This window comes from Capnocytophaga sp. CM59 (assembly GCF_000293175.1).
GTDB lineage: Bacteria > Bacteroidota > Bacteroidia > Flavobacteriales > Flavobacteriaceae > Capnocytophaga > Capnocytophaga granulosa.
In genome coordinates, this window is record NZ_ALNN01000061.1 from 1 (window position 1) to 15259 (window position 15259).

The 15259-nt window shown below is 43.2% G+C and carries 13 protein-coding genes and 2 tRNA genes; 5 read left to right on the forward strand and 10 right to left on the reverse strand.

Going from position 1 to position 15259, the window contains the following annotated elements; all coding sequences use genetic code 11:
- The first annotated feature begins 653 nt into the window (after positions 1-653).
- Entirely contained in the window at positions 654-1721 is a 1068-nt protein-coding gene (locus HMPREF1154_RS11530; RefSeq protein WP_009642788.1) for a branched-chain amino acid aminotransferase, read from the forward strand.
- A 34-nt stretch (positions 1722-1755) separates the two neighbouring features.
- On the opposite strand, the gene HMPREF1154_RS11535 is transcribed toward HMPREF1154_RS11530, so the two are convergent.
- The 7 genes from HMPREF1154_RS11535 to HMPREF1154_RS11565 all read right to left on the reverse strand — a co-directional run bounded on the left by HMPREF1154_RS11535 (position 1756) and on the right by HMPREF1154_RS11565 (position 8507).
- Positions 1756-2601 (reverse strand): transketolase, encoded by an 846-nt coding sequence (locus HMPREF1154_RS11535; RefSeq protein ID WP_009642784.1) that lies wholly within the window; start codon positions 2599-2601, stop codon positions 1756-1758.
- Between the two features lie 26 nt (positions 2602-2627).
- A complete protein-coding gene (gene lptB / locus HMPREF1154_RS11540; RefSeq protein ID WP_009642782.1) occupies positions 2628-3362 on the reverse strand; it encodes an LPS export ABC transporter ATP-binding protein in 735 nt (244 codons plus the stop codon).
- Entirely contained in the window at positions 3343-5247 is a 1905-nt protein-coding gene (locus HMPREF1154_RS11545) for a hypothetical protein (RefSeq protein WP_232211999.1), read from the reverse strand. The genes lptB and HMPREF1154_RS11545 overlap by 20 nt, the downstream gene beginning before the upstream one ends.
- Before the next feature lie 126 nt (positions 5248-5373).
- The gene (locus HMPREF1154_RS11550) at positions 5374-6024 is read right to left on the reverse strand and encodes a hypothetical protein (RefSeq protein WP_009642789.1); all 651 of its coding nucleotides are present in this window, start codon (positions 6022-6024) and stop codon (positions 5374-5376) included.
- Positions 6025-6044: 20 nt separating this feature from the next.
- Entirely contained in the window at positions 6045-6860 is an 816-nt protein-coding gene (gene tatC, locus HMPREF1154_RS11555) for a twin-arginine translocase subunit TatC (RefSeq protein WP_009642792.1), read from the reverse strand.
- On the reverse strand, positions 6860-7957 hold the full coding sequence (locus tag HMPREF1154_RS11560; protein ID WP_009642781.1) for a BT_3928 family protein: 1098 nt from the start codon (positions 7955-7957) through the stop codon (positions 6860-6862). Before HMPREF1154_RS11560 ends, tatC begins: the two co-directional genes overlap by 1 nt.
- Positions 7944-8507: a DUF1599 domain-containing protein gene (locus tag HMPREF1154_RS11565; protein ID WP_009642793.1), complete on the reverse strand. Its 564-nt coding sequence runs from the start codon at positions 8505-8507 to the stop codon at positions 7944-7946. The genes HMPREF1154_RS11560 and HMPREF1154_RS11565 overlap by 14 nt, the downstream gene beginning before the upstream one ends.
- Positions 8508-8684: 177 nt before the next feature.
- Here HMPREF1154_RS11565 and HMPREF1154_RS11570 point away from each other — a divergent pair, with 177 nt between their 5' ends.
- The 4 genes from HMPREF1154_RS11570 (at position 8685) to HMPREF1154_RS11585 (ending at position 11898) form a co-directional block, all read left to right on the forward strand.
- Positions 8685-9422, forward strand: a complete 738-nt coding sequence (locus HMPREF1154_RS11570; protein ID WP_009642790.1) for a 16S rRNA (uracil(1498)-N(3))-methyltransferase — start codon at positions 8685-8687, stop codon at positions 9420-9422.
- Between the two features lie 136 nt (positions 9423-9558).
- Entirely contained in the window at positions 9559-11502 is a 1944-nt protein-coding gene (locus HMPREF1154_RS11575; RefSeq protein WP_009642786.1) for a DUF349 domain-containing protein, read from the forward strand.
- Positions 11503-11719: 217 nt separating this feature from the next.
- Positions 11720-11803: transfer RNA gene (locus HMPREF1154_RS11580), tRNA-Ser, on the forward strand.
- Positions 11804-11823: 20 nt separating this feature from the next.
- Positions 11824-11898: transfer RNA gene (locus tag HMPREF1154_RS11585), tRNA-Pro, on the forward strand.
- A 119-nt stretch (positions 11899-12017) separates the two neighbouring features.
- Here HMPREF1154_RS11585 and HMPREF1154_RS11590 read toward each other — a convergent pair.
- From HMPREF1154_RS11590 to HMPREF1154_RS11600, 3 genes are read right to left on the reverse strand one after another with little or no spacing between them, the layout of a single operon-like run.
- On the reverse strand, positions 12018-12620 hold the full coding sequence (locus HMPREF1154_RS11590; protein WP_009642785.1) for a non-canonical purine NTP diphosphatase: 603 nt from the start codon (positions 12618-12620) through the stop codon (positions 12018-12020).
- Between the two features lie 5 nt (positions 12621-12625).
- Positions 12626-14218, reverse strand: a complete 1593-nt coding sequence (locus HMPREF1154_RS11595) for a BatD family protein (protein WP_009642783.1) — start codon at positions 14216-14218, stop codon at positions 12626-12628.
- Positions 14218-15084, reverse strand: coding sequence for a DUF58 domain-containing protein (locus HMPREF1154_RS11600; RefSeq protein ID WP_009642791.1), 867 nt, complete (start codon positions 15082-15084; stop codon positions 14218-14220). The genes HMPREF1154_RS11595 and HMPREF1154_RS11600 overlap by 1 nt, the downstream gene beginning before the upstream one ends.
- Positions 15085-15259: the final 175 nt, after the last annotated feature.

The window sequence follows — 15259 nt, forward strand, 5'->3', positions numbered from 1 at the left end:
ACTGATTCTCAAAACATCCCCCCTACCCCCCCTCAAGGGGGGAGTTAGTAAGTAATAGAGGTTCAATAAGTTATAGAAGGGAAATTTTCTAATTTGATAAACAAATTAGGCCATTTCAACGCCCTCAAAGCTCCCCCTTTGGAGGGGGGTGGGGGGGAGGTTTTTACAAACAATTGATTATTAGTTATTTATAATTGCAATAATAGCCTAAAAACGACTTACGAAACTTAAATTACGGATTTCACAGATTTTCTATGTTAGTGTAATCATACTCCTACGATTTTCGCGGATTATTATAAGGCCTTCGTCCTTATTTATCTGTGAAAATCTCAACGCTATACTCAAGAATAATAACCTTTTTATCCGTGAAAATCCGTAAAATCCGTAGGAGTTTGTTATTTATAGAACTTTGTAACAACCCTGCCTCTTGAGGGGGATAGCCAGCAAGTGCCCACAGCTGTCTTTGTGGATGCTTTCATTATATTGAACTCACATTAATCATTGTTGGCATTAATCATTGTTGGCATTAATCATTAATCATTATTATTGGCATTATTTTAGGCTTTGCGTTAATTAATCATTAATCACCAATCATTAATTATTTAATTCGTACCTTTGCATTTCAAGAAGATAATAATTTTAATAAGAAAATAATGAGTACTACAAAATTCTCTATTTCTATTGAAAAGGTAGCACAAAGCAGGCTACAGGATATTGATTTCTCCCAATTGTCTTTCGGACAAGTTTTCTCCGACCATATGTTCATCTGTGATTATAAGGACGGCAAGTGGCAAGACCCTCGTATCGTGCCTTATGGGCCTTTCTCGGTAGAACCTTCTTTAAGTGTATTCCACTACGGGCAGGCAGTCTTCGAGGGTATGAAGGCCTACAAAGATGACCGCGGCGAGGTGTTCCTTTTCCGCCCTACGGAGAACTATGCACGTATCAATAAGTCCTGCAAGCGTATGGCTATGCCTGAGTTCCCTGAAGACCTCTTTGATGAAGCCTTGAAAACTTTGGTAGATTTAGACCGCCTATGGGTACAACCTGGCTTTGGCAATGCGCTCTACCTACGTCCTTTTATGATCGCTACTTCCCCTGGGGTACAGGCCAATCCTTCTAACCAATACCGCTTTATGATTATCACCTCCCCCGTACAGAGCTATTACAAGGGGCAGGAGGTCAAAGTGAAAATCGCCGACCACTACAGCCGTGCTGCCAATGGGGGCGTGGGCTTTGCCAAAGCTGCTGGTAACTATGCGGGCCAATTCTACCCTACTGCCTTGGCCAAAGAAGAGGGTTACCAACAAGTGATTTGGACTGACGATGCCACCCACCAAAAGTTAGAAGAATGTGGGACTATGAATATTGTGGTACGTATAGGTGATACCCTGATCTCCCCTCCTCCTACCGAACGTATCTTGGATGGGGTTACCCGCCGAAGTGTGATGGCTGTAGCCGAAAAGCTCGGAATTGCTTTCGAATCTCGCCCTATCACCGTTAGTGAGCTATTAGAAGCATCAGAAAAAGGTACCCTTAAGGAGATTTTTGGCTGTGGTACTGCTGCTGTAGTAAGTCCTGTGGCTGCTTTTGGGTATGAGGGTAAGGAATATCGCCTACCTGAGCTTAAGGATAGCTTTGCCGCACGTATCAAGGAATATTTGCTTAATATACAATACAACAGAGCAGAAGATCCTTTCGGATGGCGTGTAAGAGTTTGATAAGTAAGGCGAGCCGTACGGCTCGCCTTTTTTATTAGTAGTCACCCAAAGTCTCTGGGTTTTGTGCTAAGGCTTTGGCCAACTGTTCGTCGTTGGGTGCCTTACCATGCCAAGCGTGGGTGCCCATCATGAAATCTACCCCATGTCCCATCTCTGTACATAAGAGTACGCATACGGGTTTACCCTTACCTGTAAGGGCTTTAGCGGTTTTAAGACCGTCCAAGATAGCAGCGATGTCATTGCCTTGCTCTATGGTGAGCACTTGCCAACCAAAGGCTTCAAACTTGGCCTTGAGGTCACCCAGCGGGAGCACCTCGTCAGTGGGACCATCTATCTGTTTTTTGTTGTAATCTACAGTGGCTATAAGGTTATCTACACCCTTACCTGCGGCATACATAGCCGCTTCCCATATCTGTCCTTCTTGTAGCTCTCCGTCGCCATGTAGGGTATAGACAAGGTGGCGATCTCCGTTGAGCTTCTTGGCCAGTGCCGCTCCTATGGCCACCGAAAGGCCTTGTCCTAAGGAACCTGAAGCTATACGTATCCCCTCCAAGCCTTCGCATGGAGTGGGATGCCCTTGTAAGCGGGAGCTAATTTTACGAAAAGTGGCTAGCTCACTCACTGGGAAGAACCCTCTGCGTGCTAGCACACTATAGAATACAGGGGATATATGGCCGTTGGAGAGGAAAAATAGGTCTTCATCTCGTCCGTCCATGGCAAAAGGTAACTTGATATCCATCACCTCGTTATATAGGCATACCAGAAACTCTGCACAACCCAGTGAACCCCCTGGGTGGCCTGAATTTACTGCATGTACCATTCGCAAAATGTCCCTACGCACCTGAGTGGTAAGGTCGGTTAATTGTTCAATAGCTGACATTATGATTGTTTTTACGTATTTATTTCTTAATTTCTTTTCTTTAGTTCAAAGTTATTTCCCAGATACACCTCTCTGACCATAGGGTCATAGGCGAGTTCTTCGGGCAAACCTGCCTTGAGGATACCTCCCTCGTACATCAGGTAAGTACGGTCGGTAGCCGGTAGGGTTACCTCCACGCGATGGTCGGTGATTAGAATTCCTATGTTCTTGTTTTTCAACTGAAAGACGATGTTCTGTATATCCTCCACCGCAATAGGGTCTACCCCTGCAAAGGGTTCGTCCAAAAGGATAAAGTCAGGACTGGTAGCCAGCGCACGGGCGATCTCGGTACGCCTACGTTCGCCCCCTGAGAGCAGGTCACCTCTGTTCTTACGGATATGACCTAAGTTGAACTCATCTATCAGGGACTCCATTTTGTAGAGCTGTTCTTTCTTGGTGAGCTTGGTCAGTTGCAGTACCGAGAGGATATTGTCCTCTATGCTCATCTTTCTGAATACACTAGGCTCCTGTGCCAAGTAGCCTATGCCGTTCTGGGCGCGCTTATACATTGGGTATCGGGTGATCTCCTTATCATTGAGGTAGATATGTCCTGCATTGGGCTTGATAAAGCCTACAATCATATAGAAGGACGTGGTCTTACCTGCCCCATTAGGCCCTAAGAGACCGATGATCTCTCCTTGCTTCACTTCCAAGGAAATACCCTTAACGACCTTACGCCCTTTGTACTCTTTTACTATATTTTCAGCTCGTAATGTTTTCATAATTTTGGTTTATAAGTGCATGGAACAGTGCTTGTTTTTCCCCCGATACACGTCCATTCTTGATGAGGTTTCGCTGTACACTCATCCAGCGATAGAGTACTATAGCCTGAGGAATCTTATCCGAGGATAAGGGAAGACGGTTATAAGTGCGAACAAACTCGCTCATGGCCTGATAATTCTCCTCCCAAGTACGTTTCTTAACAGGTTGCTCCACCACCAAGCCGTATTCTTCAGGGTAATTGACACCCTTAAGGCCTATGAGTGAGTTCTGGAAAAACTCAAAAGTATCGGAGGCCTCCGCCTTGAGATTCGTTAGTACACTCTTGGAGTTGGTATGAGGGCGATACTGTAGCAAATAGGTAGTCACCTGCTGGAGGGTCTGTGGGCGCTGTTGTTGCTGTAGGAACTCCTTAACTATATCTCGGATAGTCCCCCCTTTAAAATTTTCCACGGTAGACTCCCACTTCTTCAGGCCAAAATTGCTGCTTCTCCCTATGGGAACAAACCCATATTCTCGCTTGAGAGAGGAGCGAATCCCCGCATGGGTAAAGTTGGTCTGAGGATAGAGTTCCTTGACCTTTTCAGCGATTTCCTCCACATAGGAGGGGGTGCCCAAGGCCTCCAAAGCCTCATAGGCATATTCGTTGATCTGCTTATAGGTGTTGCGAGGAATGATGATATGGTCTCCCTCCACCTTTAGTCCAAACTCGTCCTTGAGTATCAGTGCCGCCACCATAGCTACACGCTCCCATGAGACGGTGCGATCCAGCATAAAAGCAGAGACTTTATCCTTGAGTGAAAGTTCATACGCCTTTGCTGTCTTTGCCTCCAGTAGGGTGGTGATATCAGCTACAAAACCGTCCCAATCAAAATACGGATATATAACCTTGGATACCAGATAGATGCGTTTCCAATTATGTCTGTTTTTCTTCTTAGAGAAATGTGGATAGAGCACATCGGAGAGGCTGCCTACGATCTCAAACCTTTCTAGATAGATACAGAGAATAAAGTAAATAAAGTTCTCCGTGAACTGGGTTTGGCTCTTTTGGTTAAGCCATACTACCTGCTCTGGGGTCAGGGTAACCACATCGCCCGATACATCTATCTTCCCCTGAGTAAGCAAGTCATCATTAAAGGCGCGAATCACAGGTAGTTTCTTAAAAAAATCGCAGATCACTTGGTTGCGAATCTGGCGTACACGCTCATGAGTAATCTGCATTTGCTTGCCTATCTCCCTGAGTTTTAAGCCCGTAGTATACTGATAGAACCTAAAGGCCTTGGAAAAAAGCTTGATCTTACCTTCATCAAACAAGGCTGGGGTCGTCAGCAAATAATCCACTACCTTGAAGAAGCCCAATCGGGTTACCTCCGTGGGGATATTCTCAATAGGGTAAATATTCTGATTGACGCACATCTCCTTGAATACCATGATCTTATCAGGATCTTTCACCTTGCTAATCTCTATGATAAAGTATTTTATCTTATCAAAATAGATATTCAGGTCTAAGGTATTTCTTCGCCCTATACCCCTTATTTTGATGGCTTTTTCCTGTGATTGGGTATAGAAATCATAGAAAGCCTGCAAGGACATCCCTTGGGTGAAGTACATATCCAGCGTATTTTTCAGCCTTGGCGGTAGGCTAGTGGTAATCATTTGGATATAACTATCAATAATCTCCCTCTGTAGTGGCACAAGAGTTTGGAAGGAGGATAAAAGTTGCTTGTGGAGCATATCCTCCTGTTGCAATCTATCAAAAAAATCTGAAGAAGAAATACGCATAAGCTCCTCCATAGAACGTTTGCCACAGTTTTTTATACCATCAAAGTGCTTATATTCGTTGTAATAGTTACGAATATCCTCCGACGAATGCCACTGTTGTTCCATACAAATATTGTATGTACGTAAGCTTATTTTGTTATTTTTTAGTAATTCTTTTATTTGCATTGTTTCTATTTATCCTATCCAGCTCATTAGCAAATTGACTCATTGATTCATTGACAAATTGGCTTATTAAAAATCAAACCGATAAGGTATATGATTAAGTTCCTCTTCCAAGAACAGCCAATCCTGAACACTCCTCACTATTGTATATACCATAGCCTCAGAAAGTACCTTCCCTTGGTAGAGTGCCTCTATAGTCTCAGTGGAGGCATCGTCGTTGAGGTATTCGGTCTCTTCTCCAAAGAAAATAGTTGCCCAATCCTTGTAGAATTCGGCATCAACACATAAGTGCTTGAGGGTGAAGATCTCTTCCTCTATCTCAAACTGGGTAATCAGCTGCCATGGCTTGTCCTCCTGTGCACAGATGACAAAAGGAATATCCTGTTCGTGGTAATTTTTTCTGTAAAAAGCCTGAAATTCCTTAGGAATTTGTCTCTCAAAAGCACCCTCAACTGACGAAAAGTTCTCACAAACACTAGGGACTATAATACACCCTTTTTCTGTGAAAAACAAATGGAGTGATGGGCCGTCTTCTTCTTCAAAATCAAAGCCTATACGTGCCTCATTCCCCTCGTATTCCTCTTGGAGGCTAGGCATATAGCGGTGATAGGTCTCAAACTCTTGCCCACAGATGAGCAAATCCAGTACCGCTTGCCCTTTGCAGATCTTTTTCAATGTCAGCCAATGAGGTAGTTGGCTCAAATCAGGAGTAAAATTCATTCTTGGTATATCAATTTAATTTAATTCTTTTCTTGCTTGCGCTGTACATATCTGGCTACAAAGATACTCACTTCATACAACAGCAGTATAGGGATAGAGACAATCACTTGGCTAGCCACATCGGGCGGAGTGATAATAGCGGCCAAAATTAGCGTTACTATAATAGCATGCTTGCGATATTTACGCATAAAATCAGGCGTTACAATCCCTAGCTTGGCCAAAAAGTAAATCACTACAGGCAGTTCAAAGATCAGCCCACAAGAGACTACCGAGGAGCGCAACATATCTATATAAGAACCTATATCTATCTCATTCTTAATCATTTGTTCTCCTCCTACCACTGAGTACGTAGCAAAGAAATGAATAGAAAGTGGTGCTATAATATAGTAACCAAAGAGCACTCCTATGAAGAATAGTACAGAGGTAATCCCTATAAAGCCCTTAGCCATCTTTCGCTCCTGCTGGTAGAGGCCAGGGGAGATAAAGCGCCACATCTCATACATCAGGTAAGGGAAGCCTATCACTATCCCTGTCCAAAAGGAAATCCATAGGGTGGCCGAGAACTGCCCCGTCATGGTTCGGTTCTGTATCACCAATGGCAATTTCTGGTTACAGAAGTCTGTTTCTGAACCAAAAAAGCGCCCTATCTCACAAAAAAACTTATAGGTAGGAAAATCCCCCTCGGTATGAGGGAGAATAATATACTTGAATATATAACTCTTGAAGAAAAAAGCCAATAGCGCTACCCCTACAACCACCATGATTGCCCTGATGATATGCCATCGCAGTACCTCTAGGTGTGCAAGGAAAGACATCTCCTCTTGTGGTTGTTCCATTACAATTCTATTTTATCGGTATCGTTATAGCTTACTTTCTGCTTGATTGTTCCCGCTTCCAATCGGATCACGGCAGGATTGGCTCTCACCATGGTCTTCAGTGGGGTAACATCCATCGCATAGAAGTCAAAATTAAGTCCATAGCTGCCCAGTAGTCGCTTGGCTTGCTCTGGAGAGGGGGTAAGGCCTACCACCTTATAGCCAGCCTTGAGTGCCTTGTCGGTCAATCGCTTAATAGCAACAAAACCCGCTAGGTTAGCTCGCTTAAGGTCATAGGAGGTAACCAATAGCAACTTAGGTTCTAAAAGAAGCTGTGCCGTTACGTCCTCACCTTGGTTTTGGATTACAAAGTCATGTATAGGCGGTTCATACCCCTTAGAAACCAATTCGGTCTCTACTGAAAGGTACTCGCCTCCCTCTACCTCTGGGTAAGCTCCCTGAGTGGTGATGGTCTCTTCCCTATCCCCTACCTTGAATTTCCAATGATAATCATACACTGCCTTGGGGGCATCTTCGGGGATTTCCATGTTTTTTTGGATATTAACTCCTATCTTGTAAGGGCGGAAATCTATGATGGGCAAGTGCTTATGAGTGTAGCAGACTAAACCTATACAGCCCACTACAGTAAGGGTAAGCAGGGCTGCGGATACCTTATTACTCCACAAGGGCTTGATATAATCTCTTCCCCACCAGAGGATTAGGGCTAAAAACAGCAATACCATATCCTTGGTAAAGGAACCCCATGGGGTAAATTTCAGTGCATCTCCAAAACAACCACAGTCCGTTACCTTATTGAAATAGGCAGAGTAAAAGGTAAGAAACCCAAAGAAGATGGTAAGTCCCAACAGAGAAAGCAGGGTAAACTTCCTTAAGAACCCTAAAAGTAGTAATACCCCCAAAATAAGCTCAAATGCTACTACAAATATAGCTATAGGATAGGCGTAGGGGATAAAAAATGGCATATTGAGCACCGGCGGCTCAAAATATTCCTCCAATTTGAAAGAAAAACCTATAGGATCCACCAATTTTACGAATCCACTTATGATAAAAACGACACCTACAATAAGGCGTACAATGGAAATACTAATTTTTTTCATTGTTTTTCTCATTATGTTCCTCCAAAAGAATCAAGGCGAAAACGGCATAATTAACCATATCCTGATAATTAGCCTTTACACCTTCACTGATGAGGGTTTTTCCTTTGTTATCTTCTATTTGTTTGATTCTAAGTATTTTCTGAAGAATAAGATCGGCCAGTGAGCTCAGGCGCATACTACGCCATGCCTCCCCATAATCATGGTTCTTGCGCAGCATCAGCCCTTGGGTCTCCCCTACCATTTCCTCATAAAGGGCAACGGCTTGCTCTAAGGACAAATCAGGCTCACTAGCCACCGATAACTTCAGCTGTATCAGTGCCATAATGGAGTAATTTACCACAGCGACAAACTCTGTAGCCTCATCCTCTTCCACCTTTCGCACTTGTTTCTCCTGAAGGGTGCGAATACGCTGTACTTTTATAAATAACTGATCGGTAAGCGATGGCAAGCGAAGCGTCCGCCATGCACTCCCATAATCCTTCATCTTATCTGCAAATATAGCCTGACAATGGGCTATTACCTTATTATATTGTAAAACGGTTTTATCCATTATTTACTATAGAAATTTCACACAAATGGAAAGCTCCATTTGGCGGAGCAAATGTATAAAAAATATTTTTATAATCAAAATTATTTCTCAGCAAATTAGCAAAAATCGATTGGCTAATTAACCGCTTGACTAATTGGCTAATTGGCAAATTATCCTTACTTTTGTGCGCAAAAAATCATGCAACTATTCTATCACCCTTCCCTTAGCGCTGAGAGTGAGACCCTCCTCTTTGACAAGGAAGAAAGTACCCACATATACAAGGTGTTACGCAAAAAAGCAGGTGACACTCTCCACATCACCGATGGCAAAGGATACCTATACCAAGGCCAAATACTTGAGGTAAGCGACAAGAAGTGCCTTGTCCACTTGCGCTCTTGTGAGCTAACCCCTGCCCCCCCCTACCACTTACACATGGTTGTAGCACCTACCAAGATGAACGAACGTTACGAATGGTTCGTAGAAAAAGCCATGGAAATAGGCCTACAGGAACTCACCCCTATTATCTGTGAACATTCCGAGCGAAAGGTCATCAAGACAGAGCGACTTGAAAAAATCCTGCTTTCAGCCATGAAGCAATCCCTACAATGCTACCTACCCAAAATCAACCCTCCCATTACCCTACTCGAATGGCTCAATAAGGTACCCAATGAGGCCAAATACATCGCTCATTGTCAAGAAGGTAACCGCCTAGCCCTCTTCGAGCTGCTCTGCACCTTGCCCAGCTCTGTGAAGAACATTACCATATTAATAGGCCCAGAGGGTGATTTCTCCTCCAAAGAGATTGAAAAAGCCCTCTCCATGGGGTTCACTCCTGTGATTTTATCGCCCCATCGGCTACGTACCGAAACAGCCGCTGTAGTGGCCACCAGCAGCGTTGCCGATGCTTTTGGTGCAAAAAAAGTAGGACTTTTTTAAATATATATACCCCTCATTATCAATCAATTACAATATATTATCTAGTTCATTTCGCACTTTATTGCCATTTTTTTTGGCAAATTGACAAAAAAATTGTAACTTTGGAGAAAAATTAATCACAATAGTATTTCATTCTATGTTAGAAAACGAAAAAAAATCATCCCAAGATGTCTCTGCTCAAGCACCTGCTGAGCAAGTGCAAGAAGCAACGCTTGGAAATACTTCTGCTGATTTCTTAACGGAGATACAACAGGAGAATGCTCGTAGTGCCGAAGATACGGAAGAGAAAAGAAAGCATGAAATCCCCATGCTTAATTATGATAATTTAGACTTGGAAGCGCTCCAACATGAATTAAAGAAACTTATTGATCACGAGAAAATTACCGCTATCAGACCTCATGTGGAGGCCATCAAAAAAGCCTTTGATAACCGCTATGCCCAAATAGTGGAGGAAAAGCGTGCCCAGTTCCTAAGCCAAGAAGGCGCCGAGGATAAGGACTTTTCTTTCTCCTTGCCCATCCGCGATACTTTCTATAAGACTTACCAACAGTACAAACAGCTCAAAGGGCAACACCAAAAACAACTCGAAGGTGAACTCAAGAGCAACCTGGAACGCAAACAAGAGATTATAAACGAGATAAAGAACCTTATTTCCTTAGGTAAGGACGATGTGGCATGGGATACCAATACCCTCTTGCGCAAATTCCTTGACCTAAAAAAGAAATGGTATGAGATCGGTGCTGTCCCCAGAGAGTATTACAACGATATCTGGAACAACTTCAATCACCATACGGACAATTTCTTTGACTACTTGAGCCTTACGCGCAATTACCAAGAGAATGATTTCAAGCAAAACTTGGAAAAAAAGAACAAACTCATAGAAAAAGCCCAAGCGCTATTGGCGGAACCCGACGTACAGAAGGCTTTCCGCGAACTCCAGCTCTTACACAAGATTTGGAAAGAGGACACAGGCCCAGTGGAAAAGGAATACCGCGAAAAACTATGGGAACAATTCAGTGCTATTACCAAGGAAATCCACGACAAGCGACAAGCTTTCTTGAAGCGCTTGGAGGCATCGTTTGTGGATAACAAACACAAGAAATTGGGTATCATCAGCCAAATAGAGGAGATTACCAAGCAACAAGCCTCCTCTCATAGTGAGTACCAAAAGGCCATCGCTAAGGTCAATGAGCTACGCGAAGAGTTCCAAAAAATAGGCCGTGTACCTCAGGAGGATTCCGAACCTATATGGCAACGCTTCATTGAGGCTATCCGTGCTTTCAGTAAGCAAAAGAACCATTTCTATAAGGAAAACAAAAAGACACAGAACGAAAATATCGCTAAGCGACAAGAACTCATAGCCATTGCCAACGCTCATAAGGACAGTACCGACTGGGAAGTGGTAACTCCTCTGATCCAAAAGATACAAGAGGACTGGAAGCAAATCGGGGCTATCCCTCGTAAGCTCTCCAATGCTATGTGGGAAGAGTTCCGTGAGGCTTGCAACCATTATTTTGACCGTCTCCACAAGGAAAGACGCCACCAGCACAAGCAGGAAAATGCCGAAATAGAACAGAAAAAGGCGCTTCTTGACCAGCTCAAGGCTTTCGTTTTGACTGGTAACCAAGAGGAAGATGTCAAAGTACTCGAAGACTTCCAAGAAAAATGGAATGCCCTTGGCAAACTGCCCGAAAGGCTACGTGTGGTAGATACACGCTTTAATAAAATAATGAGTGATATCTACAAGAAATTGAACTTTGATAAGAAGCAAATAGAGCTTATCAAGTACAACAACAAATTAGAGCACATGCCCAACGATGATAACGCCTTGGCTAGAGAGGAAATCTTCGTACGCAAAAAGATTGACGATATCCGTAAGGAAATTCTCCAATTGGAAAACAACCTACAGTTCTTTACCAATGTGGATAAGAAACACCCACTTATGCGTGAAGCCCTCAAGAGTATCCATGAGCAACATGAAGCCTTAGCCTTGTGGGAAGACAAGCTCAAGGAACTCCGCCTTCGTGAAAAGAAGGAGGAAGAAGAGGCCACCGCGCAGCAAGAACCCACATCTGTATAGCATTATAACTTTTAAAGAGTGTCATACTATTTGTTTGAAGCTGTTTCTTATACCAAGGAACAGCTTCCTTTTTGGTGAAAATCAAGCATTTAGTTATCATTAAAATTTTATCAAGAAAAAAACGAGAAATTGTTTTGTATATATGAAAAAAAGTTGTATCTTTGCACCCGCAAATAAGAGCTATTATTTGCAATAGTGAATTTATAGTTATGGTTTAGGAGAGGTGCCGGAGTGGTAACGGAGCAGATTGCTAATCTGTCGGCGGGTAACTGTCGCCTGGGTTCGAGTCCCAGTCTCTCCGCTTTTTTATCTTAACTTATTCGGGGTGTAGCGTAGTCCGGTTATCGCGCCTGGTTTGGGACCAGGAGGTCGTAGGTTCGAATCCTGCCACCCCGACTGTTTCTATCCATAAGATCATAGCATCTTACTAAGAACACTTGTTTAACAAATTGTACCATAGTAAATAGAGATACTCCAAAAAGTATCTCTATTTTTTTATCTCTCTTGTGCTATTCTTATTTTTCACGTGCTACTTTTTCACGCTCTACTTTTCTTAGGAAAGCGCTGAGTTGCTGCAAGGCACGCCCTCGGTGACTGATCCTATTTTTCTCATCTGCTGACATCTGAGCGAAGGTTTCCTTGTAGCCCTCTGGTAAGAATACAGCATCATACCCAAAACCACCCGTTCCCTTGCGCTCATGGGTGATTTCTCCACGAACTATCCCTTCAAAGGTATATAGCCCTTCGCCCAAGCAAAGGGCAAATATAGTCTTAAACTGCGCTTGTCTATTAGGCTTATCTTTCAGGTTGGCCAACAAGAGATTTATATTCGCCTCATTGTCCTTTGCCTCACCTGCATACCGTGCCGAATAGACCCCTGGGGCATTATTCAGAGCAGCTACCTCCAAGCCCGTATCATCGGCAAAGGTATCATAACCATATCGCTCCTTGATATACTGCGCCTTTTGTATCGCATTGCCCTCTATCGTGGTAGAGGTTTCGGGTATGTCCTCAAAACAACCTATCTCATCCAAGGTAAGGAGCGTAAGCCCCTGTGGGAGCATGCGTTGTACTTCGCTAAGCTTATGCTTGTTATGGGTAGCAAATACTAATTTCATCGTTGTTATTGAATATTTATCGTTGTCATAATCTTCTCCACCAAGGAATTACAATGCCCCCTATCACTCTCTGGATAAGCGAAAAGCAGCATATAGAGGTTACTTTCACGTATAAAGAAATAACTCTGATAGCGCATCTGTCGGGTTTCTTTGGTGTGCTGGGTGAAAGAACCAAAGACCTTATGCCCCACTACTCCCTGTACAGTCGTATAAGGGTCGTCCTTTATCATGATATTCTGTCCTTGGAAATATTTCATCAGCTCCAGTTCTATCATCTTGACAGCCAGTTCGTTCAGTTCGTTTTCAGCTTGGCCTTGATCTGCTTCCGCTTCTTGCTTTTTATAACCTTGCAAGTCATTGGAAATAAGCATGATAGAAAGCGGATTTTTGTCTTCCTTATAGACAAATCTCGTCTGTCCTACCATTCCCTCATCTCTCTTGAGTACATGAGGGGTAGAGAGAGTAATAGGAGGATTGCCGTAGGCACTGGTAATCCAGTTTTCCATACTGATGTTCTCCCCACGCCCTAATGAAAACGCATACCAAGTACCCCATAGCATCAGCAGCAGTAGCACACTGGCAGCCGAGCCTATGATGATATACCTATTGCGACGTTTCTTGCGCTGGGTTTCCATACGTTTTCTCTGGTAGATATCCTCCATGTCCTCCTGCTCGGAGACATCTGGTAGACCTTCGTTGGTCTTTACCACTATGGTTTCTATAGACTTACGGTCGTTTTCTGCCTCAAAATCCTCTGGTTTTGACTTGGCAAACTTTACCAAATCGGCCTTGCGTAGTACCGTTCTAAGCTCCTCTACCACATCAGAAGAGAGGTGTAACTTGCCTGCATCCAAGAATACTTGTAGCTTGGTCAATAATTCATCGGTAGTACTCTCGGTAGCGGCAATATGAATCTCCTCTTCCAAGTACTTACGGATAATATCGGTAAGAACTGAGTAATATTCCTTATGGTTGGACTCTATTAGATAACGAGAGTCTTTGAGGTTCTTTAGCTTAAGTAGTGCTCGGTCAAAAGGCGGGAGTATTTCCTCTGGATTCTCTATTTTTCGCTTTTTTCTTCTACGGATAAACCAATATACCCCCAAAGCAAGCCCTACAAGAAGCCCTATTATAAGCCACACCCATCCCGATGAGGCTTTATTAGTAGCTTCTTTTATCTCCAAAGCAGATTTTACAGGGTAAAGCGGAGGATTATTCAGGGTATCAATCACCACATTTTGCACTGCAAAGCGCAGTGAATCGGTTGTGTATTCCTTCCTATTGACATCAATACGCAAGGGCGGCAATACGTAATGACCTGTGTCAAACTGAGTAAGGCCGTATTCCTTTATCAATCGCATCTTGTCATGTTCGCGCAGCGTATCTATCCTGTCCTCTTGAATCACTTCAAAGGGGGCAAACTGGTCTGCTGTTGGGAAAAACACCTGAGCTGTAGAATCTGTCTCTACCGAGATTCTATAGCGTATCTCCTCCCCTATCTTTATCTGCTGGCGATCCGCTGAGGCCGATATGCCTACCTGCTGCCCATAGAGAAAGACAGGAAAAAGGATTAAAAACAAACTAATTCTTATATACATCAGGCTCTGTATTTGAAATATCCTAACAATTTGGTTGTATAACTCTCATCAGTACGGCATTGAAGCACGCCTGCCCCTAAGCGTCGGAAAGTGGTTTCAAAATAATCGGTACGTTCCTTATAAAAACGCTCATAGGCTTTGCGCACTGCCGAAGAGGTAGTATCCAGATAAGAAAGCTCCCCACTCTCGGCATCTTTGGCCAATATAAGCCCCACATTCGGCAAACTCATCTCTCTGGGGTCATATAGGCGAATACCGGTAAGGTCGTGCTTGCGTGCGGCTATCTGTAGAGGCTTTTGGTAATTGCTTCCTATAAAGTCCGATAACACAAAGGCGATGGTCTTTTTCTTGGTTACCTTGTTGAGAAACTCAAAGGCTTTGGCTATATCGGTATGCCTGTTTTTAGGCTGAAACTCTATGAGTTCGCGTATGATACGTAGGATATGTGACTTGCCTTTTTTAGGCGGGATATATAGTTCTATCTGGTCAGAGAAGAGAATCAGCCCTGTTTTGTCATTGTTCTGCAAGGCCGAAAAGGCCAAAGTAGCCGCTATCTCGGTTAGGATCTCATTCTTAAACTGTTGCAGAGATCCAAAGAGTTCACTCCCACTGACATCCACCAGTAGCATCAGGGTCAGTTCGCGCTCCTCTTCGAAGACCTTTACATAGGTCTCATTGTAGCGTGCCGTTACATTCCAATCAATATTGCGAATATCATCTCCATATTGATAAGGGCGCACCTCGCTAAAGGTCATTCCACGTCCCTTAAACGCCGAATGATATTCCCCTCCAAAGATATTATCGCTCAATTTCTTGGTCTTTATCTCTATCTTACGTACTTTTTTTAAAATTTCTTTTGTATCCAATGTAGTTGTTAGTTGTTAGTGATTAGTCATTAGTTATTGCCTCAAATTTCATGCAAAACTACAATACTATTTCTAAAAGTTTTTCTAAATATGAAATCTTTTTATCTGCTCTGTAGAATATTATTATTGGGTTAAGAAAAACGGAGGTGATTTAAAAAGTATGATGAAGTAAAAA

What these genes read in the sequence shown, in the direction of transcription:
- HMPREF1154_RS11530 (WP_009642788.1), top strand. Translation starts at nt 654, where the DNA reads ATGAGTACTACAAAATTCTCTATTTCTATTGAAAAGGTAGCACAAAGC.
- HMPREF1154_RS11535 (WP_009642784.1), bottom strand. Translation starts at nt 2,601, where the DNA reads ATGTCAGCTATTGAACAATTAACCGACCTTACCACTCAGGTGCGTAGG.
- lptB (WP_009642782.1), bottom strand. Translation starts at nt 3,362, where the DNA reads ATGAAAACATTACGAGCTGAAAATATAGTAAAAGAGTACAAAGGGCGT.
- HMPREF1154_RS11545 (WP_232211999.1), bottom strand. Translation starts at nt 5,247, where the DNA reads ATGGAACAACAGTGGCATTCGTCGGAGGATATTCGTAACTATTACAAC.
- HMPREF1154_RS11550 (WP_009642789.1), bottom strand. Translation starts at nt 6,024, where the DNA reads ATGAATTTTACTCCTGATTTGAGCCAACTACCTCATTGGCTGACATTG.
- tatC (WP_009642792.1), bottom strand. Translation starts at nt 6,860, where the DNA reads ATGGAACAACCACAAGAGGAGATGTCTTTCCTTGCACACCTAGAGGTA.
- HMPREF1154_RS11560 (WP_009642781.1), bottom strand. Translation starts at nt 7,957, where the DNA reads ATGAAAAAAATTAGTATTTCCATTGTACGCCTTATTGTAGGTGTCGTT.
- HMPREF1154_RS11565 (WP_009642793.1), bottom strand. Translation starts at nt 8,507, where the DNA reads ATGGATAAAACCGTTTTACAATATAATAAGGTAATAGCCCATTGTCAG.
- HMPREF1154_RS11570 (WP_009642790.1), top strand. Translation starts at nt 8,685, where the DNA reads ATGCAACTATTCTATCACCCTTCCCTTAGCGCTGAGAGTGAGACCCTC.
- HMPREF1154_RS11575 (WP_009642786.1), top strand. Translation starts at nt 9,559, where the DNA reads ATGTTAGAAAACGAAAAAAAATCATCCCAAGATGTCTCTGCTCAAGCA.
- HMPREF1154_RS11590 (WP_009642785.1), bottom strand. Translation starts at nt 12,620, where the DNA reads ATGAAATTAGTATTTGCTACCCATAACAAGCATAAGCTTAGCGAAGTA.
- HMPREF1154_RS11595 (WP_009642783.1), bottom strand. Translation starts at nt 14,218, where the DNA reads ATGTATATAAGAATTAGTTTGTTTTTAATCCTTTTTCCTGTCTTTCTC.